Source organism: Saccharopolyspora rhizosphaerae (assembly GCF_003931915.1).
Classification (GTDB): Bacteria; Actinomycetota; Actinomycetes; order Mycobacteriales; family Pseudonocardiaceae; genus Saccharopolyspora; species Saccharopolyspora rhizosphaerae.
On sequence record NZ_RSAA01000035.1, the window covers coordinates 118,061 to 144,694 of the forward strand.

General features: G+C 69.1%; 24 protein-coding genes and 2 riboswitches. Of the genes, 9 read left to right on the forward strand and 15 right to left on the reverse strand.

The genetic code is table 11. The annotated features are described in order from the left end of the window. Positions 1-64: 64 nt before the first annotated feature. Positions 65-652 (reverse strand): DUF6319 family protein, encoded by a 588-nt coding sequence (locus tag EIL87_RS23525; RefSeq protein ID WP_233576528.1) that lies wholly within the window; start codon positions 650-652, stop codon positions 65-67. 228 nt (positions 653-880) lie between these two features. Then, positions 881-2,368, reverse strand: a complete 1,488-nt coding sequence (locus EIL87_RS23530) for a flavin-containing monooxygenase (RefSeq protein WP_125092774.1) — start codon at positions 2,366-2,368, stop codon at positions 881-883. An 85-nt stretch (positions 2,369-2,453) separates the two neighbouring features. On the opposite strand from EIL87_RS23530, the gene EIL87_RS23535 reads away from it, so the two are divergent. The 3 genes from EIL87_RS23535 to EIL87_RS23545 all read left to right on the forward strand — a co-directional run bounded on the left by EIL87_RS23535 (position 2,454) and on the right by EIL87_RS23545 (position 4,532). After that, on the forward strand, positions 2,454-3,053 hold the full coding sequence (locus tag EIL87_RS23535) for a TetR/AcrR family transcriptional regulator (RefSeq protein ID WP_199740584.1): 600 nt from the start codon (positions 2,454-2,456) through the stop codon (positions 3,051-3,053). Positions 3,054-3,289: 236 nt separating this feature from the next. Further along, the gene (locus EIL87_RS23540) at positions 3,290-4,069 is read left to right on the forward strand and encodes a hypothetical protein (protein WP_125092775.1); all 780 of its coding nucleotides are present in this window, start codon (positions 3,290-3,292) and stop codon (positions 4,067-4,069) included. Between the two features lie 211 nt (positions 4,070-4,280). After that, positions 4,281-4,532 carry a hypothetical protein gene (locus EIL87_RS23545; RefSeq protein ID WP_233576530.1) on the forward strand — a complete coding sequence of 84 codons (252 nt, stop codon included), beginning with the start codon at positions 4,281-4,283 and terminating at the stop codon, positions 4,530-4,532. Between the two features lie 57 nt (positions 4,533-4,589). Here EIL87_RS23545 and EIL87_RS23550 read toward each other — a convergent pair whose 3' ends face one another. The 9 genes from EIL87_RS23550 to EIL87_RS23590 all read right to left on the reverse strand — a co-directional run bounded on the left by EIL87_RS23550 (position 4,590) and on the right by EIL87_RS23590 (position 17,005). Further along, on the reverse strand, positions 4,590-6,809 hold the full coding sequence (locus tag EIL87_RS23550; protein WP_125092776.1) for a 3-hydroxyacyl-CoA dehydrogenase NAD-binding domain-containing protein: 2,220 nt from the start codon (positions 6,807-6,809) through the stop codon (positions 4,590-4,592). Between the two features lie 14 nt (positions 6,810-6,823). Continuing rightward, positions 6,824-8,038: an acetyl-CoA C-acetyltransferase gene (locus EIL87_RS23555; RefSeq protein WP_125092777.1), complete on the reverse strand. Its 1,215-nt coding sequence runs from the start codon at positions 8,036-8,038 to the stop codon at positions 6,824-6,826. 240 nt (positions 8,039-8,278) lie between these two features. After that, entirely contained in the window at positions 8,279-9,595 is a 1,317-nt protein-coding gene (locus EIL87_RS23560; protein WP_125092778.1) for a (Fe-S)-binding protein, read from the reverse strand. After that, positions 9,595-10,839, reverse strand: a complete 1,245-nt coding sequence (locus EIL87_RS23565) for an FAD-binding oxidoreductase (RefSeq protein WP_125092779.1) — start codon at positions 10,837-10,839, stop codon at positions 9,595-9,597. Before EIL87_RS23565 ends, EIL87_RS23560 begins: the two co-directional genes overlap by 1 nt. Further along, positions 10,839-12,341, reverse strand: a complete 1,503-nt coding sequence (locus tag EIL87_RS23570) for an FAD-linked oxidase C-terminal domain-containing protein (protein ID WP_125092780.1) — start codon at positions 12,339-12,341, stop codon at positions 10,839-10,841. Before EIL87_RS23570 ends, EIL87_RS23565 begins: the two co-directional genes overlap by 1 nt. A 206-nt stretch (positions 12,342-12,547) precedes the next feature. Further along, positions 12,548-13,390 carry an oxygenase MpaB family protein gene (locus EIL87_RS23575; RefSeq protein WP_125092781.1) on the reverse strand — a complete coding sequence of 281 codons (843 nt, stop codon included), beginning with the start codon at positions 13,388-13,390 and terminating at the stop codon, positions 12,548-12,550. Further along, the gene (locus tag EIL87_RS23580) at positions 13,387-14,544 is read right to left on the reverse strand and encodes an alkaline phosphatase family protein (RefSeq protein WP_199740621.1); all 1,158 of its coding nucleotides are present in this window, start codon (positions 14,542-14,544) and stop codon (positions 13,387-13,389) included. Before EIL87_RS23580 ends, EIL87_RS23575 begins: the two co-directional genes overlap by 4 nt. Positions 14,545-14,613: 69 nt before the next feature. Next, on the reverse strand, positions 14,614-15,756 hold the full coding sequence (locus tag EIL87_RS23585) for an acyl-CoA dehydrogenase family protein (RefSeq protein WP_125092783.1): 1,143 nt from the start codon (positions 15,754-15,756) through the stop codon (positions 14,614-14,616). 115 nt (positions 15,757-15,871) lie between these two features. After that, positions 15,872-17,005, reverse strand: a complete 1,134-nt coding sequence (locus EIL87_RS23590) for a CaiB/BaiF CoA transferase family protein (RefSeq protein ID WP_125092784.1) — start codon at positions 17,003-17,005, stop codon at positions 15,872-15,874. Positions 17,006-17,133: 128 nt separating this feature from the next. On the opposite strand from EIL87_RS23590, the gene EIL87_RS23595 reads away from it, so the two are divergent. The 4 genes from EIL87_RS23595 (at position 17,134) to EIL87_RS23610 (ending at position 20,203) form a co-directional block, all read left to right on the forward strand. Further along, a complete protein-coding gene (locus EIL87_RS23595; RefSeq protein ID WP_125092785.1) occupies positions 17,134-17,850 on the forward strand; it encodes a MerR family transcriptional regulator in 717 nt (238 codons plus the stop codon). 158 nt (positions 17,851-18,008) lie between these two features. Further along, positions 18,009-19,343 (forward strand): AMP-binding protein, encoded by a 1,335-nt coding sequence (locus EIL87_RS23600; RefSeq protein ID WP_125092786.1) that lies wholly within the window; start codon positions 18,009-18,011, stop codon positions 19,341-19,343. A gap of 139 nt (positions 19,344-19,482) precedes the next feature. Beyond that, the gene (locus tag EIL87_RS23605) at positions 19,483-19,875 is read left to right on the forward strand and encodes a YidH family protein (RefSeq protein ID WP_125092787.1); all 393 of its coding nucleotides are present in this window, start codon (positions 19,483-19,485) and stop codon (positions 19,873-19,875) included. Between the two features lies 1 nt (position 19,876). Then, the gene (locus EIL87_RS23610; protein WP_125092788.1) at positions 19,877-20,203 is read left to right on the forward strand and encodes a DUF202 domain-containing protein; all 327 of its coding nucleotides are present in this window, start codon (positions 19,877-19,879) and stop codon (positions 20,201-20,203) included. Positions 20,204-20,251: 48 nt separating this feature from the next. On the opposite strand, the gene EIL87_RS23615 is transcribed toward EIL87_RS23610, so the two are convergent. The 4 genes from EIL87_RS23615 to gcvH form a co-directional block, all read right to left on the reverse strand. Next, positions 20,252-20,668 (reverse strand): organic hydroperoxide resistance protein, encoded by a 417-nt coding sequence (locus tag EIL87_RS23615; protein WP_125092789.1) that lies wholly within the window; start codon positions 20,666-20,668, stop codon positions 20,252-20,254. Continuing rightward, entirely contained in the window at positions 20,665-21,105 is a 441-nt protein-coding gene (locus EIL87_RS23620) for a MarR family winged helix-turn-helix transcriptional regulator (protein ID WP_125093316.1), read from the reverse strand. Before EIL87_RS23620 ends, EIL87_RS23615 begins: the two co-directional genes overlap by 4 nt. 197 nt (positions 21,106-21,302) lie before the next feature. Continuing rightward, the gene (locus tag EIL87_RS23625; protein WP_125092790.1) at positions 21,303-22,658 is read right to left on the reverse strand and encodes an L-serine ammonia-lyase; all 1,356 of its coding nucleotides are present in this window, start codon (positions 22,656-22,658) and stop codon (positions 21,303-21,305) included. Positions 22,659-22,690: 32 nt separating this feature from the next. Next, on the reverse strand, positions 22,691-23,062 hold the full coding sequence (gcvH, locus tag EIL87_RS23630; protein WP_125092791.1) for a glycine cleavage system protein GcvH: 372 nt from the start codon (positions 23,060-23,062) through the stop codon (positions 22,691-22,693). A 53-nt stretch (positions 23,063-23,115) separates the two neighbouring features. After that, positions 23,116-23,211: riboswitch (glycine riboswitch) on the reverse strand. Continuing rightward, a riboswitch (glycine riboswitch) is annotated at positions 23,212-23,307 on the reverse strand. A gap of 109 nt (positions 23,308-23,416) precedes the next feature. On the opposite strand from gcvH, the gene EIL87_RS23635 reads away from it, so the two are divergent. Both EIL87_RS23635 and ald read left to right on the forward strand, forming a co-directional pair. Continuing rightward, positions 23,417-24,970, forward strand: a complete 1,554-nt coding sequence (locus EIL87_RS23635; RefSeq protein ID WP_125092792.1) for a PucR family transcriptional regulator — start codon at positions 23,417-23,419, stop codon at positions 24,968-24,970. A 166-nt stretch (positions 24,971-25,136) separates the two neighbouring features. Continuing rightward, positions 25,137-26,252, forward strand: coding sequence for an alanine dehydrogenase (gene ald / locus EIL87_RS23640; protein WP_125092793.1), 1,116 nt, complete (start codon positions 25,137-25,139; stop codon positions 26,250-26,252). Positions 26,253-26,634 lie beyond the last annotated feature (382 nt).

Below are 26,634 nucleotides of genomic sequence, written 5' to 3' on the forward strand. Positions count from 1 at the left end.
GCAGGGGAAGCCTCAGGTGAGGAAGGGCCGTTGTCGTCCCGCGCGTTGGCGGGACGACAACGGCTCATCCGTCGAGTTCGTGCAGTGCGGCTTGGGCCGCTTCGAGCTCGGCTCGCAGTTGCTCGACCCGGGCGCGGTGCTGTTCGCGTGCCGCTTCGATCAGCGGCTCGACGGCGGCGGCCACGTCGTCGTGCAGCAGCTTGGCCGCTTGGGCCACGGCGTTGGCCGGTACCTGCGTCGGCTTGACCAGCTTGCGCTTGGGGCTGGTGACTTCGACGCTCCACTGCCCGTCCTCACCTGCGGTGAGTGTGACGACGGCACCCCCGATGCTCTGCTTGGTCTGCCGGGGTGTGCGGCGACCGGCAGCGGACTCACCGGACTTCGCCGTGGTCTGGGGCCGTGGCTTGGCTGCCGGAGCGGCTTGCTTCGCAGCCGGCTTCTCGGCAGGCTTCTCGCTCGCCGCGGACCCCGCTTGCTGGTTGGGCTTGGTCGCCGGTGCTTTTGCGGCCGGCTTGGCCGGCTCGGGGGTGGGTTTCTTGCGAGGTGGCTTGACCTGGGTGATCTCTGCGGTCGAGAAGGACAGGACGTCCTTCGAACCGGCCGGGCGGACCTGGATGAAGTCCCCCTCGGCCGGCTCGTTCAGCGCGATCACCTTGCCTGAGCGCCCCTCTTGAACGCCGACGGCGGAGCTGGTGAACCACACGGTCGGTGTGGTTCCCGCTTTCAGTTCCTCGCGGATTGAGCGCAGTTCATCGGACGACAGCGGTGACATCGCCGCCCCTAGCTAGGGTGCGCCCCGGAACGGGGCTGCTCGACAGTGACCCGAACACCATATCGAACGCCCGTGCGAAAGTTCAACCGGGTGCGGCGCCCGGTTCACTCAGCGCGCAGCCACCTCGTAGTCGGAGTAGTCCACCTTCCTGGTGCGCAGCCAGTACTTCCAGGTGAAACCCGGCCACAGCGTGCGGTTCACGCCGTTCTCGTCGAGGTACCAGCTGCGACACCCACCGACCGACCAGACCTCGTCACCGAGCTCCTGCTGGATTTCGCGGTTGAACGCGTCCTGCACCGGCTGGCGGACGTCGACCTGGCCGATGTCGCCCTTGTGGATGCGGCGGATGCAGTCGATCACGTAGTTCAGCTGCGACTCGATCATGAACACGACCGAGTTGTGGCCGAGTCCGGTGTTCGGACCGAGCAGGAAGAACAGGTTGGGGAACCCGGAGACGGTGATGCCGAGGTAGGTTTCGGCGCCGTCGCGCCAGGCGTCCTGCAGCTTGCGCCCGTCGCGCCCGACGATGGCGAGGTGGTCGTAGGCGTCGGTGACGTGGAACCCGGTGCCGTAGATGATGGCGTCGACCTCGTGCTCCTGGCCGTCGCCGGTCACCACGGAGTTCGTGCGGACCTCGGCGACACCGCTGGTGTCGACGTCCACGTTGGACCGGTTCAGCGCCGGGTAGTAGTCGCTGGAGAGCAGGATGCGCTTGCAGCCCATCGAGTAGTCCGGCGTCACGACCTCACGCAGCTTCGGGTCGGTGATCGTCTTGCGGATGTAGCGCTTGGACAGCCACTCGGCCGCCTTGCCGAGACGCTTGTTGAACACCGCGAAGTAGCGGGCTTCGAGGATCCAGTACATCGCCGCGCGTGCCAACCGCTGCGCGCCTGGGACGGTGCGGAACAGCTTCTTGACCGCCTCGGGGATTTCGCGGTCCGGTTTGGGCTGGATCCACGGGGGCGTGCGCTGGAACAGGTGCAGCTTCTCGGCTTGCTCGGCGACCGGCGGGACGAACTGGATCGCGCTGGCACCGGTACCCACGACCGCGACGCGCTTGCCGCGCAGGTCGTAGTCGTGGTTCCACTCGGCCGAGTGGAAGACCTCGCCTTCGAAGTCCTGCACGCCGGGCAGGTCGGGGTAGCTGGGGATGTGCAGGGCGCCGACGCCCGAAACCAGGGCTCGACCGACGTATTCGGTGCCGTCGCGGGTGGTGACCAGCCAGGTCTTGGCCTGCTCGTCGTACTCGGCGCCGGTGAACTCCACGCCGTGGTGAACGTGGTCGCGGACCCGGTACTTGTCCGCGCAGTAGCTCAGGTACTCGTTGATCTCGCCCTGCTCGGCGAACAGCCGCGACCAGTTCGGGTTCTGCTCGAACGAGAAGGAGTACATCAGCGACGGCACGTCGCAGGCGCAGCCCGGGTAGGTGTTGTCCCGCCAGGTTCCGCCGAGGTCGGAGGACTTCTCCAGCAGGATGAAGTCGTCGATACCGGCCTGCTTGAGCTTGATCGCCATGCCGAGACCGGAAAAACCGGATCCGACGATGACCACCGAAGTCTCGTATCGACGTTGGCCGGACGACTGCCTTTGCACCATCAGAGCCCCTCCTCGGACACCGGCACGCTATCTACTCCGCGGTAGGCTACTACGAGTAGGTTACTTGCGGTAGGGTTGATCCGTGATGAGCTCACCTGCCATCGGCGGACGCAAGCGGATGTCCCGAGCCGAGCGCGAAGCGCAGATCCTGGAAGTCGCCGAGCGCGTTTTCGCCAACGACGGCTACCAAGCGACGTCGATGGACGACATCGCAGCTCAGGTGGGCCTCTCGAAGCCGATGCTCTACGAGTACTTCGGATCCAAGGAAGGCTTGCTGATCGCCTGCCTGCGGCGCTCGAAGCGCGAGCTGCTCGAAGCGACCAGCCTCGCCGCCGCCCAAGCCGAGAGTTCGGAGCAGCTGCTCTACGACTGCTTGTTGGCCTTCTTCCGCTTCGGCGACGAGCACCAGCAGGCGTGGGCGCTGCTGCGCAACGAGTCGTCCATCGCCGACACCTCGGTCAACACCGAGCTGGAAGCGATCCGAATCCAGCAGCGCGACTTCACCGCCGACGTGCTGCGCAAGGTCCGCGAAGAGCTCGACGACGAGCAGGCGGAGGCCTACGCGGAGCTGATCATCGGCGCCAGCGAACGGCTCGCGCTGTGGCGGGAGAACCGACCGGAGGTCACCGCTGAGAGGGCGACCGAGCACATGATCGCGTTGTTCGCACCCGGCCTCGGTTTCTGACCCTGGGCGGGGCACCACCCTTCGCGGTGACCTGCACAAGGGAACCTTCCTGCCACTCCGCCGCACCTCACGCAGCCGCCGGACGTGCACAAGGGAACCTTTCTGCCACCGCCCCGCACGTCCGACCGTGATTCACTCGTTCAGGCTTCATTCTCCGAGAACGGCTCAAGATCCTCTACAGCGTCTCCGATGTCGAGTCAGCCGTGCCAACACCTCTGACTCGAGGAGACTCAATCTTGCGCTCTTGGACCACGCGCACAGTCAAGGCGGCCGTCATGGCCGCAGGCCTCGCCACCGCCGGCACCGGTGCCGCGAACGCGGCGGGAACCTCCGGCATCGAGAAGCCGGACCTGTCGTCCGTACCGGACGAGATCTCCGCGGACCTTCCGGCCCACGCCTGCAAGATGCAGGAGGGACCGGCGTTCCACCCCACCAAGGCGCCGTGCGCTGACGCGCAGCTGAACGTCAGCTCGCCCAACGTCGTCAAGAAGGTCGGCGCGGACGTCACCAAGACCGGGCACGGCATCGCCGGCGAGCTGCAGGACGGTCGTCCCGTGCTCGCACCCGGCAAGCCCAACCGCGTTCTCGGGCACGTCTTCGCCGAGACCACCCGGGTTTCGAAGATGACCAAGACCCGGCCGACGGTCGGCGGCTCGGTGAACCCGGGGCACCTCGGCGTCGTCTACGAGCACACGCCTGACGCCGCGCTGCTCGACACCGAGATCGGGCCGCGCGAGCCGAACCACCAGGGCTTCTCCGCGCTGGACACCGCGGTTGCGCTGACCGCCGCTCAGGGCTACGAGTCCGAGCCGATCAGCATCCCGGTGGCGCTGGTCGCTCCGACGCTGAACAACAACCCGCTGCAGACCTCGGGTGAGCCGCTCACGCTGGCCAAGCCCAGCGACGCGCTGCCCGCGGCGGAGAAGACGCCGGTGCTGGCCGAGGCCGACAAGGCCGTGGGCGGTGTCTCCGGCGCTCCGCCGCAGCAGATCAGCGGTGTTCTGCCCCAGAGCTGAGCACCGCTCGGCGTGCAGTCGACCAACCACAGTGGAATGTCCGAACTGGATCACTCCATCGAGGGTATTCGGGCTGAAAACGCCCGTATGAGTTCGACTCGGAAAAGCGTCGTGTCGCAGACTCTGCCGCGCGACGCAGGAGAAGCGCAGGAATTCCCTGCGCCGCAAGGGTGAGCACCCTGAAGAACAGTCATCCGTGAGGAGAACGACAGTGCGTACCGCTGCACGTATCGCCGGCGTCGCCGGCGCTGCCACCGCCATGCTGGCCCTGGCCGGCCCGGCGTTCGCCGACAGCGCGGACAACGAGGGCGTCAACGGGGCGAACGACAACAACATCAGCGCCGTTCCGGTGCAGCTGTGCGGAGACAACGTCGCCGCCCTCGGCGCGGTGGTTCCGGTTCTGTCGCCGCAGGCCCCGAAGTGCGTCAACGCCCCGGTCGTGGACCACCCGACCGCGAACTGAGCGAGCACGAAGGCGCCGGGTCCTCTCGGACCCGGCGCCTTCGTCATGTCAGCCCCTTCAGGCAGCCGACGTGGCCTTCACGATCTCCACGTCCGGCTCACCGATGTCGAACGGCTCGCCGTTGGCAGCACGCTTGACCAGTGATTCCGGCGGCTGGAACCGGTCGCCGTAGCGCTCCGCGAGTTCGCGGGCACGTGCCACGAAACCGGAGAGCCCGCCCGGGTACCCGTTCATGTACTGCACGACTCCGCCGGTCCACGGCGGGAAGCCGATGCCCATGATGGAACCGATGTTGGCGTCCGGCACCGAGGTCAGCACGCCCTCGTCGAGGCACTTCACGGTCTCCAAGGCCTCGGCGAACAACATCCGTTCCTTCAGGTCGTTCAAGTCGACCTCGGACGGGTCGGTGTCGGCGGAACCGAAGTGCTCCACCAGACCCGGCCACAGACCGGCACGCTTGCCGTCGACGTAGTCGTAGAAGCCCTTACCGCCCGACTTACCGGGACGGTCGAACTCCTCCACCATGCGGTCGATGATCTGCTCGGCGGGGTGCGGATCCCACGTGCCCCCTGCTGCTTCCATGGCGGCCTTGGACTCGTCGCGGATCTTGCGCGGCAGGGTGAGGGTCAGCTCGTCGAACAGCTGCAGCACCGGCGCCGGGAAACCGGCCTGCGAGGAGGCCTGCTCGATGGAGGCGGGGTGGATCCCCTCGGCCAGCATGGCCACGCCCTCGTTGATGAAGGTCCCGATGACGCGGCTGGTGAAGAAGCCGCGGCTGTCGTTGACCACGATCGGCGTCTTGTTGATCTGACGCACGACGTCGAACGCGCGGGCCAGCGCGCGGTCGCTGGTCTGCTTGCCCGAGATGATCTCGACCAGCGGCATCTTGTCGACCGGCGAGAAGAAGTGCAGGCCGATGAACTCCTCGCGGTTGCGGACACCTTCGGCGAGGTCGGTGATCGGCAACGTCGAGGTGTTCGAGCACAGCAGGGCGTCGCTGTCGATGACGTCCTGGACCTCGCCGAAGACCTGGTGCTTGAGCTTGAGGTTCTCGAAGACTGCCTCGATCACGAGGTCGCAACCCGACAGCGGCTCCACCTGGGCGGTCGGGGTGATGCGGCTGAGCAGCTCGTCGGCCTTCTCCTGCGTGGAGCGGCCCTTGGCCACAGCCTTCTCCAGGAGCTTCACCGAGTAGTCCTTGCCCTTCTCGGCGTTCTCCAGCGAGACGTCCTTGAGCACGACCTGCATGCCGGCCTTGGCGCAGACGTAGGCGATGCCGGCGCCCATCATGCCGCCGCCGAGGACCGCGACCTTCTTCGCCCGGAACTCCGGCACACCGTCAGGACGGCTGCCGCCCGCGTTGATGTGCTGCAGGTCGAAGAAGAAGGCCTTGCTCATGTTCTTCGCGGTCTGGCCGCAGACCAGCTCCACGAAGTAGCGGCCCTCGATCTCGAGCGCGGTGTCGAAGTCGACCTGGCTGCCCTCGACCGCGGCGGCCATGATGTTGCGCGGCGCCGGCATGGGGGCGCCCTTGAGCTGCTTGCGCAGGTTGGCCGGGAACGCGGGCAGGTTCGCGGCGAACTTCGGGTTCGACGGGGTGCCGCCCGGGATCTTGTAACCAGGGGCGTCCCACGGCTGGGCGGCTTCGGGGTTGGCCTTGATCCACGCCTTGGCCTTGGACAGCAGCTCGTCGCGCGTGTCGACGACCTCGTGGACCAGGCCGGTCTTGAGTGCCTTGTCCGGGCGCAGCTGCTGGCCCTGCAGCAGGACGTTGAGCAGTGCGTCAGAGATGCCCAGCAGTCGCACGCTGCGCACGACGCCGCCGGCGCCGGGCAGCAGGCCGAGGCTGACCTCGGGGAACCCGAAGCGTGCCTTCGGGTCGTTCAGGGCGATGCGGTGGTGGCAGGCCAGCGCGATCTCCAGGCCGCCGCCGAGCGCCGTGCCGTTGAGCGCGGCGACCACGGGCTTGCCGAAGGTCTCCAGGCGGCGCAGCTGCTTCTTGACGTTGGCGGTGGTGGCGTTGACGGACCCGGCGTCGTCAGGCCGGGCCTGGATGAGTTCGTGCAGGTCACCGCCCGCGAAGAAGGTCTTCTTGGCGGAGGTGAGGACCACGCCGGTGATGTTGTCGCGCTCGTCTTCCAGGCGCTGCAGGGTCGCGTCCATGCTCGCCTGGTAGCGCAGGTTCATGGTGTTGGCCTGCTGCTGCGGGTCGTCCAGGGTCAGCACGACGATGCCGTCGGCGTCGGACTCCCAGCGGATGGTGTTCTGCTCGCTCATGTCTGATGTGTCCCTCAGCCGATCCGTTCGACGATGGTCGCGATGCCCATGCCGCCACCGATGCACAGCGTGGCCAGGCCGTAGCGGAGGTTGCGGCGTTCGAGCTCGTCGATGACGGTGCCCAGGATCATCGCGCCGGTGGCACCCAGCGGGTGGCCCATGGCGATGGCACCGCCGTTGACGTTGACCTTGTCGTGGCCGACGCCGAACTCCTTCATGAACTTCAGCGGCACTGCGGCGAAGGCCTCGTTGATCTCGATCAAGTCGATCTGCTCGATGCTCATGTCGGCCTTGCTCAGCGCCTTGCGCACGGCGGGGCCGGGGCCGGTGAGCATGATCGTCGGGTCGGCACCCGAGAGAGCGGCGGAGACGATGCGGGCGCGCGGCTTGAGACCGGTGCGCTCCCCGAGCCCCTTGCTGCCGATCAACGCCAGCGCGGCGCCGTCGACGATGCCGGAGGAGTTGCCGGGGGTGTGCACGTGGTCGATGTGCTCGACCCAGTGGTACTTCTGCAGCGCGACCGAGTCGAACCCGCCGAGCTCGCCGATGTCGGCGAAGGAGGGCTTGAGCCCGCCGAGGGATTCGGCGGTGGTGCCGGGACGGACGTGCTCGTCGCGGTCGAGGACGGTGAGGCCGTTGCGGTCCTTGACCGGGACCACGGAGTTGGCGAAGCGCCCGTCGGCCCAGGCCTTGGCGGCGCGGTCCTGAGACTCGGCGGCGTAGGCGTCGACGGTTCCGCGGTCGAAGCCTTCGATGGTGGCGATGAGGTCGGCGCCGATGCCCTGCGGCACGAACGACGTGGCGTAGTTGGTCTCGGGATCCATCGCCCAGGCGCCACCGTCGGAGCCCATCGCGACGCGGGACATGGACTCGACCCCGCCTGCGAGGATCGCGTCCTCCCAGCCGGAGCGGACCTTCTGCGCGGCGATGTTGACGGCTTCCAGCCCGGATGCGCAGAAGCGGTTGAGCTGGACACCGGCGACCGTCTCGGGCAGGCCGGCGGCGATCGCGGCTGTCTTGGCGATGTCACCGCCCTGATCGCTGACGGGCGAGACCACGCCGAGCACGACATCGTCGATCAGCGCGGGATCGAGCTGCGGATGGCGGCGTTGCAGCTCCTCGATCAGGTTCACGGCCAGGGTGATCGGTTTCACCCCGTGCAGGGAACCGTTCTTCTTTCCACGACCCCGCGGTGTGCGGATCGCGTCGTAGACGAACGCCTCGGACATGTGTGGCGTGCCTCCTCATTGCGGCAGGTGCTCCACCCAGAGTGTGACACCGATACTGTCACAGTCAATGACTGCGGCGCTGTCGGCCAGGTGGAGCAGCGTGCGTTCCACGCATGGGAACCTTCCGCTCATCATTCACCCACGGATCCAGCTGAGGTTCAGCAGGAAGGTCCCCCTGCTGCACAACGACGGAGCGGGGCCGCCGCAACGGCGACCCCGCTCCACTCGCGGACCAGCGGATCACCGCAGCAGCGATTCCGCTCCCAAGCCTCGGATCGAGGCGTCGAGGACCTGCACGGTGTGCGCCATCGACATCTCCTCGTCGCGGCGCTCCAGGGCCGTGCGGATCTGCATCGAGCAGCCCGGGTTGGCCGTGACCAGGAGTTGTGCGCCGGTGTCGAGCACGTTGGCGGCCTTGCGGTCACCGAGCTCGCGGGCCGCCTCGGGCTGCAGCAGGTTGTAGACGCCGGCCGAACCGCAGCACAGCTCGGCCCGGTTGATCTCGCTGAGCTCCAGTTCCGGAATGGCGCGCAGCAGTTCGCGCGGTTGCGACCGGATCCCCTGACCGTGGGCGAGGTGGCACGCGTCGTGGTAAGCGATCTTCACTGGCAGCGGGTGTCGTTCCGCCACCGGTCCCAGCTCGACGAGCAGTTCCGCGATGTCGCGCACCTTCGCCGAGAACCGCTCGGCCTTCTCCCGGTACTCCGGGTCGTGCTGGAGCAGCCGCGGGTACTCCTTGAGGGTCGAGCCGCAGCCGGCGGAGTTGATGACGACGTGGTCCACGCCGGACTCCTCGAAGGTGTCCAGCAGGTCGCGGGCGAACCGGATCGCCTCTTCCTCGCGACCGGAGTGCTCGCTGAGCGCGCCGCAGCACCCCTGCGAGGGCGGCACCACCACGTCGCAGCCTTCGGCGGAGAGGATGCGTGCGGTGGCCGCGTTGACGTCGGGGAAGAACGCCGACTGCACGCAGCCGGTGATCATGCCGACGGTCGCGCGCTTGGTGCCCTGGGCCGGGACGCGTGAGGGGAGCTTCTCCACGCGGTTGATCGGGGGCGCCAGCGACTCCATCACCTGCAGGCCCGCGGGGAGCTTGCCCATCAGGCCGGTCCGCTTGAGCAGCTTGCCCAGGCGGCTGCGCTGGTAGAGGGCCAGCGGACCGCGCATCGCACGAAGCCGCTTGGGGTACGGGAACAGCGTGAAGATCGCGGTGCGCATCAGCTTCTCGAAGCGCCCGCGCTTGTGGTGGCGTTCGACCTGGGCACGCGTCTCGGTGATCAGCGTCCCGTACTGCACACCGGAGGGGCACGCCGTCACGCAGGCCATGCAGCCCAGGCAGGCGTCGAAGTGCTCGACCACGTTGTCGGTGAGAGGTTCGCCTTCGAGGCCTTCCTTCATCAGGTAGATGCGACCGCGAGGGGAGTCCATCTCCTCGCCCCACAGCTCGTAGGTGGGGCAGCTGGGCAGGCAGAACCCGCAGTGCACGCAGTCGTCGATGAGCTCGCGCTGCGGAGGGTTGAAGGCGTCGAAGGCACCGTGGCGGGCGGGGGTCTCGGTCATCAGATTCCTCCCACGAACCGGCCGGGGGCGAGCCGGTGTTGCGGATCGAACTGGTCCTTGGTGCGGCGCATCAGCGTGAACGGTCCCGCGGCGACGGGACCCCACGGGTCCACGTGGTCGAGGACCGCGCGGGGGGCGCGCTCGACCACGGCGTAGGTGCCGCTGTCGCGCAGGTCGGCGGTGAGCCGGGCGATGTCGGCGGGATCTGCGTCGGCGGGCACGCCGAGGTGCAGCACGCCGAGCCCGATGGCCCCGCGCACCGTGACTGGCAGGTCGCCGGAGCGCTGCTCGATCGCGGTCAGCAGGGAGGCCATGGCGACCGGCTCGGCACCGACCCGCAACCCGGTGCCGTCAGCGGTGAAGGGGTGCTGTCCCCACCACTGCGGCGGCTGGTCGGTGACCTCACCACCGATCTTTTCCGCCAGCTCGAGCGCCCGCGCGTGGGTGGCAGAAGGGCGACCTTCCAACTGCCCGCACACCACGAGCGGTCCGCCCGTGGGCCGGTCGACCTCGATGGCCGTCGGCATCTCCTGCGAGTGGCGGATGGTGTCGGCGGCGGCCGCCGCCGCGGCGGGCTCGTCGGTGGTGACGGTGATCCACCGGTGTTCGGCGGCGACGGGGTGCAGCCGGAACACCGCCTCGGTGATGACACCGAGGGTGCCGAACGAGCCGGTGTAGAGCTTGCAGAGGTCGTAGCCGGCGACGTTCTTGACGACCTTCCCGCCTGCTGTGGTGACGGTGCCGTCGGCGAGCACGACGGTGATGCCGATCAGCAGGTCCCGAACGCCTCCGAACAGGTGCCTGCAGGGTCCGGAGGTGGAGGTGGCGATGACCCCGCCGACCGTGGCGGACTCGATGGGTTGGTCGATGGCCAGTTGCTGACCGCCGGCGCGCACGGTGCGGTTGATCTCGGCGATGGGGGTGCCGGCCAGCGCGTGCACCACCAGGTCGCCTGCTGCGTGCTCGACGACCTCGTTGGCGGGGGAGACGTCCAGCAGCAGGTCCACGTCACGAGGTGGCGCGCCCCAGTCGAGCTTGCTGCCCGAGCCCTTGGGCAGGACGCGCAGGTCGTGTTCTGCGGCGACCTTCATCGCGGCCGAGGCCTGCTCGGTTCCCGCGACCTCGGCCACCAGCGAGTGGCCGATCCCGTGGGGGTCGTCGTCGCGCGCCGGCACGGTGACGTGGTCGGCACCAAGTGCGGCGACCAGCGCGCCGTGGGCCGCGTCGGTGGTTTTCGTGGGCATCAGAACTGCTCCGCCAATCCCGCTTCGGTCAATGGGTGCACACCTTTCCGCCGACCCGGTACTTCCCCGCACAGCCGCGGAGTGGGGAAGACCTTGCCGGGGTTGCAGATTCCCGTCGGGTCGAACGCGCAGCGGACTCGCTGCATGGTGTCGAGGTCGTCGGCGGTGAACATGCGGCCCATGTACTTGACCTTGTCCGCTCCGACGCCGTGTTCACCGGTGATGGAGCCGCCGTGCTCGATGCACAGGTCGAGGATGGCGCCCGAGACGGCTTCGGCCCGTTCACCCGCTCCGGGTTCGGAGTCGTCGAAGAGCACCAGCGGGTGGAGGTTCCCGTCGCCGGCGTGGAAGACGTTGGCGACGCGGACGCCGGAATCGCTGGACAGGCGGGCGATGCGGCCCAGCACCTCGGGCAGCGCGGTGCGCGGGATGACCCCGTCCTGGACGATGTAGTCGGGGCTGATGCGGCCGACGGCGGCGAAGGCCGACTTGCGGCCCTTCCAGATCATGGCGCGCTCCGCGTCGTCGGCGGCGACCCGGATCTCGAACGCGCCGTGCTCCTGGCAGTGGCGTTCGACTTCGGTGAAGGTGTGCTCCACCTCGGCCGCCGGCCCGTCGAGCTCGACGACCAGCACGGCACCCGCACCCTCGGGGTATCCGCACTGAACCGCTTGCTCCGCGGCTTCGATCGACAGGGCGTCCATCATCTCGATCGCTGCGGGCGTCACGCCCTCGGCGATGATCGCCGACACGGCGCCGCCTGCGTCGTCGGTGGAGGGGAACCCTGCGAGCAGGGTTTGCACTGCTTCGGGTTTGCGCAGCAACCGCACGGTGATCTTGGTGACGATGCCGAGGGTCCCCTCGCTGCCGATGAAGGCCCCCAGCAGGTCGTAGCCGGGAGCTTCACGCGCGTCGGAGCCGAGCTCGACGAGTTCACCGTCGGGAGTGACCACTTCGACTCTGAGGATGTGGTTGACGGTGAAGCCGTACTTCAAGCAGTGCGCGCCGCCGGAGTTCTCCGCCACGTTGCCCCCGACCGAGCAGACCTGCTGGCTCGAGGGGTCGGGGGCGAAGTAGTAGCCCTGCGGTGCGGCGGCTTTGGTGACGTCGAGGTTGATCACGCCCGGCTCGACGACGGCGCGTTCGTTGTCGGCGTCGATTTCCAGGATGCGCCGCATCTTGGAGGTGACGACGAGAACGCCGGAGGAGTGCGGGAGGGCGCCTCCCGACAGCCCGGTCCCGGCGCCTCGGGCGACGAACGGGATCCCGTGCGCGGCGCAGGTGCGCACGACGTCCCGGATCTGCTCGGCGGTCTCCGGCAGCACGACGACGGCTGGGATGACCCGGTGGCTGGCCAGCCCGTCGCATTCGTAGGTCCGCAGCCGCTGCGGGTCCGTGATCACCGAGCCGTCTGGCAAGGCCGCGCGGAACTCCCCTATCGCGGTATCCAGCGCGGTCGACTCGTCCACCGCGCGTTCGGCTTCGACACTGGCCGACTGCATTGTTCAGCCTCCCGGGAAACTTCCGCCTAGCAGAAAAACGGTTCCGTAAAAGGGAATACTAGGTTGCTCACAACATAGATACAAGAGGTGGACAAGATGCGTCTTCCCCTTACGAGTGTGCCCGAATATGCACGTCAGAGACGATCTGCGCAGGTCGGAGCCGCGGCACGGGTGACAGGAAGGTTCCCTTGCTCGCCGCCGGATTCCTAGAGCTCGGCCAGCGCCTTCGCCGAGGGGAAGACCTCGTCACCGAGGCGTTCCACCGCCGCCAGCACGTGGCCGCTGGGGAACCGGTAGCGCACCCGGTCGGGCACGGCGCGTCCCACGGCGCGGAACGCACGGGCGCCGGCCGTGGCGACCGCAGCGGGCAGCGCGCGCTTGCCGTGCAGGCGGGGCGCCCAGTCCGGGAGCAGCGAGTACGCCAGGTGCCCGATCGGCAGGTAGCCGAGGTTCAGCGGCCGCAGCTGCGGGGAGGTGAAGGGGCGGTGCAGGAACCGCACCACCACGTCCGAGTCCTGCGTGCGCGCCAGCTCGGGACGCACGTGCTCGAAGTAGTCGGCCACCTCGGCCCGCGACCCGGGCACCTGCTGCGGGTCGAGGCCCACGAGTTCGGCCGACCGGCGCTGCTCGGTGAAGTAGCGGTCGTGCTGGGCATCGCTGAGCGGGAACCCGGCCCGCCGCACCACCTCGGCGAACGTGGCGACCTCGGCGCAGTGCACCCACAGCAGCAGGTCCGGGTCGTCGAGGCGGATCGGCTCGCCCGTCCGCGGGTCCCGGGCGCTCAGGGTGCGGTGGACGTGGCGAACGCGTTCGGCGGCGGCGCCGGCCTTGGCGGTGGTCCCGTAGGTGGAGACGCCGACGAAGTCGCTGGTGCGGCGCAGCCTGCCGATCGGGTCTTCTTGGAACCGCGAGTTCTGCACCACCGCGGCCACCGCACGGGGGTGCAACGCCTGCAGGAACAGGCTGCAGATCCCCGCGAGCCACATCGTCGGATCGCCGTGCAGGTGCCAGGTCACCGTCCTCGGCCCGAACAAGCCGACGTCCGTCATGGGCCCTCCGCGCCCGTCAGCAGCACCGGCACCCACTGCTCCGCGGCCGTCAGCGAACCGTGGTGGCCGCGCAGCGTCGACTCCCCCGGCTCGACCACCGACCTGACCACCCCGGTGGTGCGCATGATCGCCAGCACGTCTCCGATGCGCGGGCGCACGGATGCCGACACCGGCCCGAAGTAGCCCGCTTCGACGGCGTCTTCCGCGGTGAGCACCGAGCCGCGGTCGCCGATGGTCTCCCGCCAGGCGGCCAGCACGTCCTCCCGGGCCCCTGGCCAGGTGTAGACGTGGCGGGCGCGCACCTCGCCACCGAGCAGCCGGACACCCTCCTGCAGCGCCGGGTCGCTGTCGGCGTCGATCACGCCGGTCGGGTCGATCTCCACCATGCCGTGGTCGGCCACCACACCGAGCACCGCGCCGGGCGGTAGTTGTTCGGCGACCATCTGCACGAACGCGTCGACCTGACGCAGCTGCAGCCGCCACTGGACCGAACCCGGTCCGTGGATGTGGCCGAGCAGGTCGACGCCGCCGTGGTAGCCGTAGCAGAGGGTGGGCCCGGGGCTGGTGGCCGCGTCGAGGAGCTCTGCGGCGAGGTCTCCCAACTCCCGCACGCCGCGGAACCGTCCTGCGCGCAACGAGGCCCTGGTCAGTCCGGTGCCGTGGAAGTGGTGCGGCACCGCGGTGCGGACGTCGACGTCCGCCGCCTCGGCGCGTTCGAGCACGGTGGTGTGGGGCTGCACCTGCTCCGGTGGCCACTTCTCCAGCATGCTGGCCCGCTCGTCGTCGCCGGACGGCGCGCTGCGGGCGGTCCAGCTCAGCGGGTGCAGCAGTCCTCCGCCCGGTTCGGCGAAGGTGTAGCCGACGACGCCGTGCTCACCGGCGCAGCGGCCGGTGGCCAGCGAGGTGATGCTGGTGACCGTGGTGGTGGGGAACCCCGCTGTCAGTGGTGGCGCGTTCTGCAGGCTCGCCAGGAACGGCGCGTCGGAGGCGTGCTCGCGCAGCAGCTCGTGGCCCAGGCCGTCGATGAGCAGGACCAGGGCGTTGCGGCACGGCGGGATCCCGATCGTGTCGGTGAAGCCCTCGACCCCCATGGCGGACAGCATCGACGGCAGCACGTCGCGCAGCGCGCGCCCGGTGGGATCAGGGGCGATCATCCAGTCCACGGCTCGCCTCCTTCGCGGCGGGAGCGGTGACCGGCGGTCTGCCGGTCACCGCAGGCCCCGTCAGAATCCCATGGAACGCCCGATGATCTCCTTCATGATCTCGGTCGTGCCGCCGTAGATCGTCTGCACCCGCGAGTCCAGGTAGGCCTTGGCCACCGGGTACTCGGTCATGTAGCCGAACCCGCCGTGCAGTTGCAGGCAGCGGTCGACGACGCGCTTGTTGAGCTCGCTGAGCCACCACTTGGCCATGGCTGCGTGCTCGATGCTCAGTTCACCGCGCACGTGGTCACGCACGCAACGGTCTGCGAAAACCTGGCCGATCTCGACCTCGGTGGCCATCTCGGCGAGTTCGAAGCGGGTGTTCTGGAACTTGCCGATGGGGCGGCCGAACGCGGTGCGTTCGCGGCAGTACTCCTTGGTGATGTCCAGGACCTTGGCGGCGGAGGCGATCGCGGCGACACCGATCGACAGGCGCTCCTGCGGCAGGTTCTGCATCAGGTAGACGAAGCCCTGCCCTTCTTCGCCGAGCAGGTTGCGGGCCGGCACGCGCATGTCGTTGAAGAACAGTTCGGCGGTGTCCTGCGCCTTCTGCCCGATCTTGTCGAGGTTGCGGCCGCGCTCGAAGCCGGGCATGCCGCGCTCGACCACCAGCAGGCTGATGCCCTGGTGCCCGGCGTCGGGGTCGGTGCGGGCCACCACGATGACCAGGTCGGACATGATGCCGTTGCTGATGAAGGTCTTCTGCCCGTTGAGGACGTAGTCGTCCCCGTCGCGGATCGCGGTGGTGCGGATGCCCTGCAGGTCGCTGCCGGCGCCGGGTTCGGTCATGGCGATCGCGGAGATGAGCTCGCCCGAGCAGAACCCGGGCAGCCAGCGCTGCTTCTGCTCGTCGTTGGCCAGCTTCATCAGGTACGGCGCGACGATGTCGTTGTGCAGGGGCGAGCCGAAGCCGGAAACCCCGGCGCGGACGAGTTCTTCGTCGAAGACGACGTTGAAGCGGAAGTCGTCGACACCGCCCCCGCCGTAGGCGTCGTCGACGGCGAAACCGAGCAGGCCTTGCTCACCGGCGGCGCGCCAGGATTCCCTGCTGACCTGACCGGCTTCCTCCCACTCCTGCTGGTGCGGGACGAGTTCCTTGTGGACGAAGGTCCGAACCGTCTCGCGGAACGCCTCGTGTTCGGGCTCGAACAACTCCCTGCGCATGGTCACGCTTCCTTCCGGTTGGTGGCGGGCAGTGCGAGCAAGGGAACCTTCCTGTCATCCACTGCCCGACACGCCGCTTCAAGGGGACGGTTCTGTCGGTCGGGTGCGCCGCGGGTCACTGCGGCGTGGAGCGCATCGCCCCGGAATCGAGCAGCTCGCGGGGAAGTCCCCAATCGCGGAGCACCTCTTCGGTGTGCGCCCCAGGGGTGGCGACCGCACCGGGTTCGGGGTTCGGGGTGCGGCTGAAGCGTGGCGCTGGGGCGGGTTGAACGGTCCCGTCGCGGCGCAGCAGGGTTGTGCGGGCCGCCAGGTGCGGGTGCTCGTCGGCTTCGGCCATGGACAGGACCGGGGCGAAGCAGGCGTCGGAGCCGTCGAAGATCTCGGTCCACTCCTGCTGGGTGCGCTGCTTGAACCGCTCGGCGAAGGCCTTCCGCAGTTCGGGCCAGTTCGACGGGTCGTCGCGGTCGGGGACCTCGCCGGTCAGCTCGAGCTTGTCGAGCAGTTCGGCGTAGAACTTGGGTTCCAGCGCACCCACCGAGACGTGTTCGCCGTCGGCGGTTTCGTAGACGTCGTAGTAGGGCGCACCGGTGTCGAGCAGGTTGGTGCCGCGCTCGGTGCTCCAGGCACCGGAGTTGAAGAAGCCCCACAGCATGGCGCCGAGGTGCGCGGTTCCATCGACGATGGCCGCGTCGACGACCTGGCCGCGGCCACTGCCGCGGGCCTCCAGCAGGGCGGCGAGCACGCCGACCGCCAGGTACATCGCGCCGCCACCGAAGTCGCCGAGCAGGTTGGCCGGGACCTGCGGCGGGCCGTCCTTGCGTCCGATGAGGTGCAGCATGCCGGTCAGCGACACGTAGCCGACGTCGTGGCCGGCGGTGTGCGCGAGCGGGCCGTCCTGACCCCACCCGGTCATCCGCCCGTAGACCAGTCGGGGGTTGAGCTCCCAGCACTGTTCCGGGCCGACGCCGAGGCGTTCGGTGACGCCGGGACGCAGTCCCTCCAGCAGCACGTCGGCTTCGGCTGCCAGCGCCAGCACCGCTTGCGGCCCCTGCTCGTGCTTGAGGTCGACCTGCACCGAGCGCTTGCCCCGGTTGAGCAGGTCCTCGTCGCCACCGGACCCGCCGGGCCGGTCGACGCGGACCACGTCCGCTCCGAGGTCGGCCAGCAGCATCGCGCAGAACGGTGCGGGACCGATCCCGGCGAGCTCGACGACTTTCACCCCGGCCAGCGGGCCACCCCTTGCCGTCACGACAGATCCTCTCCCCACGACGCGGAAGCCCGAGCCCTCGGACAACGCTGTGTCACGCGACACACGAATCACGACGCAATCAGTGTTACATCGTTGGTGTTACAGCGGTCAAGGAGTAGCGTGTCGGCATGCTCCGAACTGCGGACGAAGAGCTCACCATCGACGAACTGGCCGCCCGTGCCGGGGTGACCGTGCGGACGGTCCGCTTCTACTCGTCGCGCGGCCTGCTGCCGCCTCCGCGGTTGCGCGGTCGTCTCGGACTCTACGGCGCCGAGCACCTCGCGCGACTGGATCTGATCCGCGAGCTGCAGACGCTGGGCTTCACGCTGTCGGCCATCGAACGCCACCTTCAGCGCATCCCGGAGGGCTCTTCGCCGGACGAACTGGCCTTGCAGCGCGCGCTGATCGCCCCGTGGACCGACGAGCACGCCGAAGAGCTCGACCGCCACGAACTCGACCGCCGCGCAGGCCGCCACCTGGACGACGAGCTGGTCGAGCACCTGGTGGAACTGGGGATCCTCCAGCGCATCGACGACCCCGACAAGCTGCGGCTGCCCAGCCCGGCGATGCTGGGCGTGGGACTGCAGATCCTCGACCTGGGGCTGCCGCTGGAGATGCTCGTGCAGGCCAAGGGGATCGTCGAGAAGCACACCGCGCAGATCGCCACCGAACTGCGCGAGCTGTTCGCGGCGAACGTGCTGCGCCCCTACGTGGAGCACGGCCGCCCCGAGGACGAGCGGGAACGCGTGCGCGCGGCGACCGACCAGCTCCGGCCGCTGACGATCCAGGTCCTGGTCAACGGTTTTCAGCACGCCGTCAACGACGTCATCCGCGACCACGTCTGATCCGACCGCTCCTCCCCCGAAGTCGCTTCCTCCCCGCGCGGTTCGTCGCGGTGTGATTTCCAGCGTTCGGCGCTGGTCCCGATCGCGCTCGATCAGGTTTCATCTCGTCAACGCGCGACACGCAACCGCTGTTTCGGTGCGAGGGGAGATCGGCTGCGATGAACACCGTGGACGACTGGGCCGAGGCAGCACTGGCCACGACCCTCCCGCGTCTGCTCGCCCACACCACCGCCCAGTTCCCGGACAAGCCCGCCTTGACCGACTCCGGCCGGACCTTCACCTGGCAGCAGGCCGGTGAGGAGGTCGAGCTGCTGGCCGCGGCGTTCCACGCGCTCGGACTGCAGCGCGGCCAGACCATCCTGCTGATGATGTCCAACCGCGCCGAACACTGGCTGGCCGACGTCGCCGCGGCTCACCTGGGCGCGGTCTCCAGCACCCTGCACCCGTCGTTGAGCCAGGACCAGGTGCACGCCATCGCCAGCCACAGCCGCGCACGCGTGGTCGTGCTCGAAAGCAGCAACCAGCTGCGGCGGTGGGCGAAGGCACTGCGCAACCACAGCACCATCGAGCACGTGGTGGTGCTCGATGAGGCCGTGATGGTTGGCGCCGACCACCGGTTCCAGACCTGGAGCGACCTGCGAGCACGGGGTGCTCAGCGCCTGCGGGAAAACCCGGAGCTCGTGCAGCGGGCGAGCGCGCCGATCAGCCCGGGCACCCCTGCGGCCGTGATGTACCCGAACGAGGACAGCGATCAGATCAAGGCCGTGGTGCTGACCCACCGCAACATCTGCTTCGCCGCGGCGGCGCTGCACCAGCTCACGCGGCCGCGGCCGAACACGCGACGGCTGAGCTACCTGCCGCTGAGCCACATCGCCGAGCGGGTGGTGGGCATCTACGCCGCGATCCACGACGCCGCGCACGTGCACTTCTGCCCGGAGCGCGAGGACGTGCTCTCCCAGTTGCGGAAGGCACGGCCGACGCTGTTCTTCGCCTCGCCCGAGATCTGGTCGCGGCTGGCCGGAGCGCTCCGCGACATCCCCGCTGAGCAGCGGGCCAACGCCCGCGACGGGCGCAGGGCGCGGGAACGCATCGGCTTGGGCGGCACGGTGTGGCCGTCAAGCAGGTCCGGCCCGATCAACTCCGAGGAGAGGGAGCTGTTCCGCGGCATCGGGCTCGACGTCTGCGAGTTGTGGGGGCTGACCGAGACGACGGGGTGCGCGACCACGAACCACTCCGACGCCCGCCGCACCGGCACGGTCGGCCGGGCGATGCCCGGCATGGAGATCCGCATCGCAGCGGATGGAGAGGTGCTGGTCCGCGGGCCGCTGGTGTGCGCGGGGTATTTGGAGGCCGACGGGCTGGTCCGTCCCGCCACCGACACGGACGGCTGGCTGTCGACGGGCGACGTCGGCGAGCTCGACCAAGACGGTTACCTGACGATCACCGGTCACAAGCCCGAGCTGTTCGGCGGCGGCCTGCCCTTGGCGTTGTGAGCGTCGTCGCGAGCAGGGGAACCTCCCTGCCATTCCGGAAGCCGGTGTGAGGTGGCAGCACGGACGCTCCCTTCAGCGGCCAACTCAGGGGCTGACCACAGGCGGCGGTTGCACCGTTCGCACCAGATAACGTGAGGTCATGCCGACCAACGGGGAAGAGGGGGCCACGCGCTGGCCGCGGCGGCTCTACGAGGAGGGCGAGGAACCCGATCCGCGGTTCACGCTCGCCAACGAGCGGACGTTCCTGGCGTGGATCCGCACCGCGTTGGCGTTGATGGCCGGCGGTGTTGCGGTCGAGGCGCTCAACGCCGTTGCGGCAGAGCCCAGCACACTGCGCACCATGCTGGCGGTCCCGTTGCTGCTGGCCGGTGTGCTGTGCAGCGGCACCGCGTTCACCCGGTGGGTCGCCACCGAACGCGCACTGCGGCGGGGTCGGCCGCTGCCCGCGCCGCGGCTGGCTCCCGCGTTGGGTTACGGGCTGGCCCTGATCGGCGTGGCGGCCTGCGTGCTGCTGTTCGTGACCGGGTTCTGAGATGAGCGGTGACGAGCCCTGGGATCCGGGACTGCAGGTCGAGCGCACCACGCTCGCCTGGTTGCGAACCGTGCTGTCGTTCACCGTGAGTCTGTTGGTGCTGCTCAAGTTGATCTCGCACCACAGCGCGATCGCGGCGGTCGTGTGCGCGCTGGTGACGTTGCCGACCAGCGCGATCGTGGGTTGGCTGGTGTGGCGGCGTCACCACCGCAGTGATCGTCGGCTGCGCGCACAGGCACCGCTGCCGGGCGGGTCGTTGCCCGCCGCGACAGCGGTGCTGTCGATGCTCGCCGGTGCGACCGGCGCGGTCTACGTGCTGTTCGCCTAGGAGCCGTGCTGCATCCCGTGCGGGGGTGGAGCGGTTCCTCAGCGGGCCTCAGGCGACGCGCACGTCGATGTCGACGTTGCCCCGCACCGCGTTGGAGTACGGGCAGACTGCGTCCGCGGCTCCGGCGAGCTGCTGGGCCTGCTCTCCTGGCACCCCGGGGAGGTCGACGACCAGGGCCACGGTGAGCCCGTACCCGCCCTCGCCGTTCGGGCCGATGCCGACCTCGGCGGTGACCGACGAGCCCTCGATGTCGACCTTCTGCTTGCGGGCCACGACCTGCAGGGCGCTGTGGAAGCAGGAGGAGTAGCCGGCCGCGAACAGCTGCTCGGGGTTCGTGGCTCCGCCAGGACCGCCCATCTCCTTCGGAATGGCCAGTTCGAGGTCGACCAGGCCGTCGGAGGTCCGGGTGCGGCCGGCGCGGCCGGCACCGGTGGCGGTGGCTTCCGCGGTGTAGAGAGCAGTCATGATCGTGTCTCCCGATTCTCGGTGACCCGGCGCGCCGCGTCGTTCAACGTGCTCGTCAGGTTCTCCAGCGTGGCCCGCAATTCCTCGACCTCACCGAGGTCCATGCCGGTGGCGGTGACCATCCGCTGCGGGATGTCGCGCGCCTGCTGCCACAGGGCACGCCCGTCGTCGGTGACCTCCACCCGCACCGACCGTTCGTCGGTCTCGCTGCGGGTGCGGACGAGCAGCCCGCGGGCCTGGAGCCGTTTCAGCAGTGGCGACAGCGTTCCCGAGTCGAGCCGGAGCGCTCCACCGAGTTCCTTGACCGTGACCGACTCGCGCTCCCACAGCACCAACATCACCAGGTACTGCGGGTAGGTCAGGCCGATCTCGTCGAGGAAGGGCCGGTAGAGGTTGGTGAACGCCCGCGATGCGCTGTGCAGCGCGAAGCAGAGCATCCGGTCCAGCGTTGAGCCCGTTCCCGTCGTCACACAACCACAGTAGCGTCCAATTCAGTTGTGCACAACTGAATTGGACGCAATCGGGTTCAGTCCGATCGCGCACGAGGTGAACGAGCCGCGCACCTTCAGGTCAGCGCGGTGGAGCGGCCCTCGGTGATGACAGGAAGGTTCCCATGCTCACCTCGGGCCGCTCGTCAGCACTCGATGACGTTGACGGCCAAACCGCCGCGCGCGGTCTCCTTGTACTTGACCTTCATGTCGCGGCCGGTCTCCCGCATGGTCTTCATGACCTTGTCCAACGACACGAAGTGCGTGCCGTCGCCGCGCAGCGCCATCCGCGCAGCGGTGATCGCCTTGACCGAGGCCACCGCGTTGCGCTCGATGCACGGGATCTGCACCAGGCCGCCGATCGGATCGCAGGTCAGGCCGAGGTTGTGCTCCATCGCGATCTCAGCGGCGTTCTCCACCTGCTCGGGCGTGCCACCGAGCACCTCGGCCAGCCCGGCTGCGGCCATCGAGCAGGCCGAGCCGACTTCACCCTGGCACCCCACCTCAGCTCCGGAGATGGACGCGTTCTCCTTGAACAGCACGCCGATCGCTCCCGCCGTGAGCAGGAACCGCACGACGCCGTCCTCGTCGGCACCCGGCACGAACTTGGCGTAGTAGTGCAGCACCGCGGGGACGATCCCGGCCGCCCCGTTGGTCGGTGCGGTCACCACTCGCCCACCGGCTGCGTTCTCCTCGTTGACCGCCAGCGCGAACAACGTGACCCACTCCAGGGGATCGTCCTGGTCGGTCAGCGCGGCAGCCAGCTCCGCCGCGCGCCGACGCACCTTCAGACCCCCGGGCAGCTCACCGGTGTTGCGGCACCCGTTGTCGACGCACTCCCGCATCACGCGCCAGATGTCCCACAGCCCGGCGCGCACCGCGGACTCCTCGCGCCACGCCCGCTCGTTGGCCAGCATCACGCCGCTGATCGGAAGACCGGACTCGGCGCTGCGCAGCAGCAGGTCCGCCCCGGTGCTGAAGGGCATGGGAACCGCCGTGCCATCGGGTTGGACCCGATCCGCGCCGGCGGCGTCCTCGTCCACGACGAACCCGCCGCCCACCGAGTAGTACAGGGCCGAGTCCAGCTCACCGCCGCCGTTGCCGAGGGCGGTGAAGCGCATCCCGTTGGGGTGGTGCGGCAAGGACTTGCGCCGGTGCAGCACCAGGTCCCGGGCGCTGGTGAAGGACAGCACGTGGTCGCCACCGAGCCGCAGCAGACCACTGCGTTCGATCGCCTCGACCCGTTGCGCACCGGCCACCGGGTCCACCGACTCCGGACGGTGCCCTTCCAACCCGAGCACCACCGCGTTCGGGCTGCCATGCCCGTGGCCGGTCGCGCCGAGGGAACCGAACAACTCCGCTTTGACCCTGTTGACCTGGGAGATCGTCCCGCGTTCACGCAGCCTGGCGGTGAACCGCTGCGCTGCGCGCATCGGTCCCACGGTGTGCGAGCTGGACGGGCCGATCCCCACCGAGAACAGGTCGAAGACACCGATCGCCATTGATCGTCTCGCCTCGTTCCGGGGCTTCGCGGCTACTCGCTGATCAACTCCGAGTACTGCTGAGCCGTGAGGGTCGCACCGGTCTCGCTGACGCGCACCTCGATCAGCCAGCCCTCGCCGTAGGGGTCGGAGTTGACCACGGCCGGGTCGTCGACGACCGCTTCGTTGATGGTGACGACCTCGCCGGTGACGGGTGCGAACAGGTCGCTGACGGACTTGGTGGACTCCAGCTCACCGCACGCCTGACCGGCCTCGATCTTGTCACCGACCTCGGGCAGCTGGACGAAGACGATGTCACCCAGGGCGCTGGCGGCGTGCTCGGTGATGCCGATGCGGGCGATCTCGCCGCGGTCTTCGATCCACTCGTGCTCTTCGGTGTACGCCAGGTTGGTCGGCAACGACATGAGGGAGGCTCCAAAGCTGTTCGTGGGGACGATCGTTCCCCGGTTTCGGCTGGGCCTCCCCCTCTGTTGCGGAACCTGAGAGCTTCGCCGCCGCAGCGGCTTGCACCGTGGGTGGCCCGTCGACGACGACGAGCACTTTCCAGAGTCGCCTCGCCCGAGCGGTCATGGGTGCCTGAGAGTTTGCTGGGGAGTGTTGCTCCTTCGGCGCCCTGCGCTGCTGGCAGGGTCTCTCCCGCACGGGGTCGATGGCCGGTATGCGATTGTCGATGTGCTCCGCAACGATAAACGGGCCAGCGGGACTGTCAATGCCGATGTGATCTCCGCCGGTACCCCATGGTCGAGGAGGCCCCTTCGATGCTCGACGTCCGGGCGCTGGTCGAGCGGGTCGGCCCGGCCCTGCTGCGCACCGTCATCAGCCCGGAATCCAGCACCGTCGCCGGTGACGTGGTGATCGCCGAACCGGACCAGCCCACGACCGCGACCGGCGGTGACCTGGTGATGGCCGTGGGCATCAGCGGGTGCGAGCAGGCGGTGCAGCTGGTGCGCGACTGCGGTGAGCGAGGTGCGGCCGCGGTGCTGCTGAAGCCGCCGGTGCCCGCCGAGGCCGCGGTCGTGGAGGCCGCCCGCGAGGAGGGCGTGGCGCTGGTCGAGGTGCGTTCGGGCACCGATTGGGCACAGCTGGTGTGGCTGGTCCGCGCCGCCCTCGCGGGCGGGATCAAACCTGCCGAGGAGAGCGGCGTCGGTGTCGCCGACCTGTTCCGGCTCGCCGACGCGGTCGCCGATGTCGTGGACGCCCCGGTGACGATCGAGGACGCCCATTCGCAGGTGCTGGCCTACTCGGCCCGGCAGGACCTCACCGACCCCGCCCGGGTCTCCACCATCATGGGGCGCAAGCAACCGGACGACGTGCTGGCGAAGTTTCGAGCCCGCGGCACGTTCCGCCAGCTCACCAAGGGCAGCTCGGCGATCTTCGTGCCCGCGCAGCAGGACGGGACGCTGCCGCGGCTGGTGATGCCGATCCGGATGGGCGGAGAGCTGCTCGGTTCGATGTGGGCGGTGGTGCCGGGGCCGGTGTCGGAGGAGCGCGCGACGGCTTTCGCCGACACCGCGCCCCTGGTGGCGCTCCAGTTGCTGCGCTGGCGCGCGGTCGCCGACGTGCAGCGGCGCAGGTCCGCCGAGCAGGTGCGCCTGCTGCTCGACGGCAGCGACGGCTGGCGCGCGGCGGCCAACGAGCTGGCGGTGCCCAATGAAGCGCACCGGGTGATCGCGATCGAGATGCCGGCGTCCGACGAGCCAGCGGAGGGGCAGCGGTTGGCGATGTGGGAGTGGATCACCCGCGGCATCGGGCGGCGACCGCTGGTCACCGAGATCGGTTCGGTGCTCTACGCGCTGGTGCCGGACCGGGCGCGCGGCGGTGGCTGGCCGGAGTTGCGCCAAGCACTGCTGTCGCACGACGTGTCCCCTCGTCCGCTGATCGCGGTCGGCACCGCGGTGGCGGTGACCGACGTGCCGCGTTCCCGCGCCCAAGCGGACGAGCTGATCGGGCTGCTGCGCACGGGTCTGGTGCACGACACCGTCGCGGTCTACGAGGAGCTGTGGCACTTGCTGGTGCTCAGCCGGATGGCCGGTGCCGCCACCGACGCGGGCGTTGCCACGTTGGGTCCCCTCGTGGCGCTGCGCGAGCACGACCGCACGCAGGGCACCGAGTACCAGGCGACCTTGCACGCGTGGTTGCGGCACCCGGGTGATCCGCGGCAGGCGGGCCGCGAGCTCCGGGTGCACCCCAACACCTTCCGGTACCGGATGAAGCGGATCTCCCAACTGGTGGACCTCGACCTCGACGACCCGGACGTCCGCTCCGCGCTGCGGGTGCAATTGCTGGCCGAGCGGTGGGCGCAGCACGGCTGAGAACCCCCGGACCTGAGCAGGGGAACCTTCCTGTCACCACCCTCGGTGCGCGCACCGGATTTGTGCCACCGGCACAAACACCCCGCCCCCATCTCATGCCGCGGAAATGATGCGCCGTGCGCCACACCGTCCGATCGTTGTTTCCACACGACGAAAGGACCCCACGGTGAAGATCGCAGTGCCGCGCGAGATCAAGAACAACGAGTACCGGGTCGCGATCACGCCCGCCGGTGTGCACGAGTTGACCACGCGTGGTCACGAGGTGTTCGTCGAAGCGAGTGCCGGTGCCGGCTCCTCCATCCCCGACGAGGACTACCTCGCCTCCGGAGCGAAGGTGCTGGCCACCGCCGAGGACGTGTGGGCCGAGGGCGACCTCGTGCTCAAGGTCAAGGAGCCGATCGCCGAGGAGTACCCGCGGCTGCGACGGGACCAGGTGTTGTTCACCTACCTGCACCTGGCGGCGTCGGCTGAGCTGACCGACGCGATGCTGGGCTCGGGTGTCACCGGCATCGCCTACGAGACCGTGCAGACCGAGGGCGGCGGGTTGCCACTGCTGGCGCCGATGAGTGAGGTCGCCGGACGACTCGCGCCGCTGGTGGGCGCGCATTCGCTGATGCGTCCCAGCGGTGGCCGCGGCCTGCTGCCCGGTGGTGTTCCCGGGGTGCACCCGGCGCGCGTGGTGGTGATCGGCGGCGGCGTCGCGGGGCTCAACGCGGCGCGGGTGGCCCTGGGCATGGGTGCCGAAGTGGAGTTGCTGGACACCAACGTCGACAAGCTGCGGGAGATCGACCGCGACTTCCACGGCCAGATCCGCACCGTCGCCTCCAACCGCTACGCGGTGGAGCAGGCCGTCCGCTCGGCGGACCTGGTGATCGGGGCGGTGCTGATCGCTGGTGCGAAGGCCCCGAAGCTGGTGTCGAACCAGATGGTGTCGCAGATGAAGCAGGGCAGCGTGCTGGTCGACATCGCCATCGACCAGGGCGGCTGCTTCGCCGACTCGCGGCCGACCACGCACGACGACCCGACCTACCGGGTCCACGACTCGGTCTTCTACTGCGTGGCGAACATGCCTGGCGCAGTGCCCACGACCTCCACGTACGCGTTGACCAACGTGACGCTGCCCTACGTCGTGCGCATCGCCGATTCCGGCTGGCAGCAGGCCTGCCGCAACGACGCCGCGCTGGCCGGCGGCCTCAACACCCACGACGGCCAGCTGGTCAACCAGGCCGTCGCCGAGGCGCATGGCCGGTCGAGCACGGGGCTGGAGGACGTCCTGGGCTGACACCGCTCAGCGGTCCGCCGGTGCGGGGCTGGGAGGAAGGTTCCCTTCCTCCCAGCCCCGCTCGACTCCCGACGGCAGGGTGGCGCGCTGCTCCTGCGGCCGTGCTCGTGGGGAATTCGCACCAAGTTCGAATTCGAATTGGTGGATCGGCAACACTTCGGAATGCGCCGGAATTCGCTCGTCCGGAAAATGCGGGAACGCCCGGAAAAGGGAGAACAGGGGCGGCCCGCTCAACCAGCCTGGGGGTCACCGGGAGCAGGCCGCCGCTTTCCAGTGTAGGGGAAGATCCCCGGTTTGCCGACGACGCGAGCGAGCGCTTCACGCACGATTTCAAGCCGAATCGATAACCACTCGATGGGGTGAGTCTGGGCGGGGGGCCGTG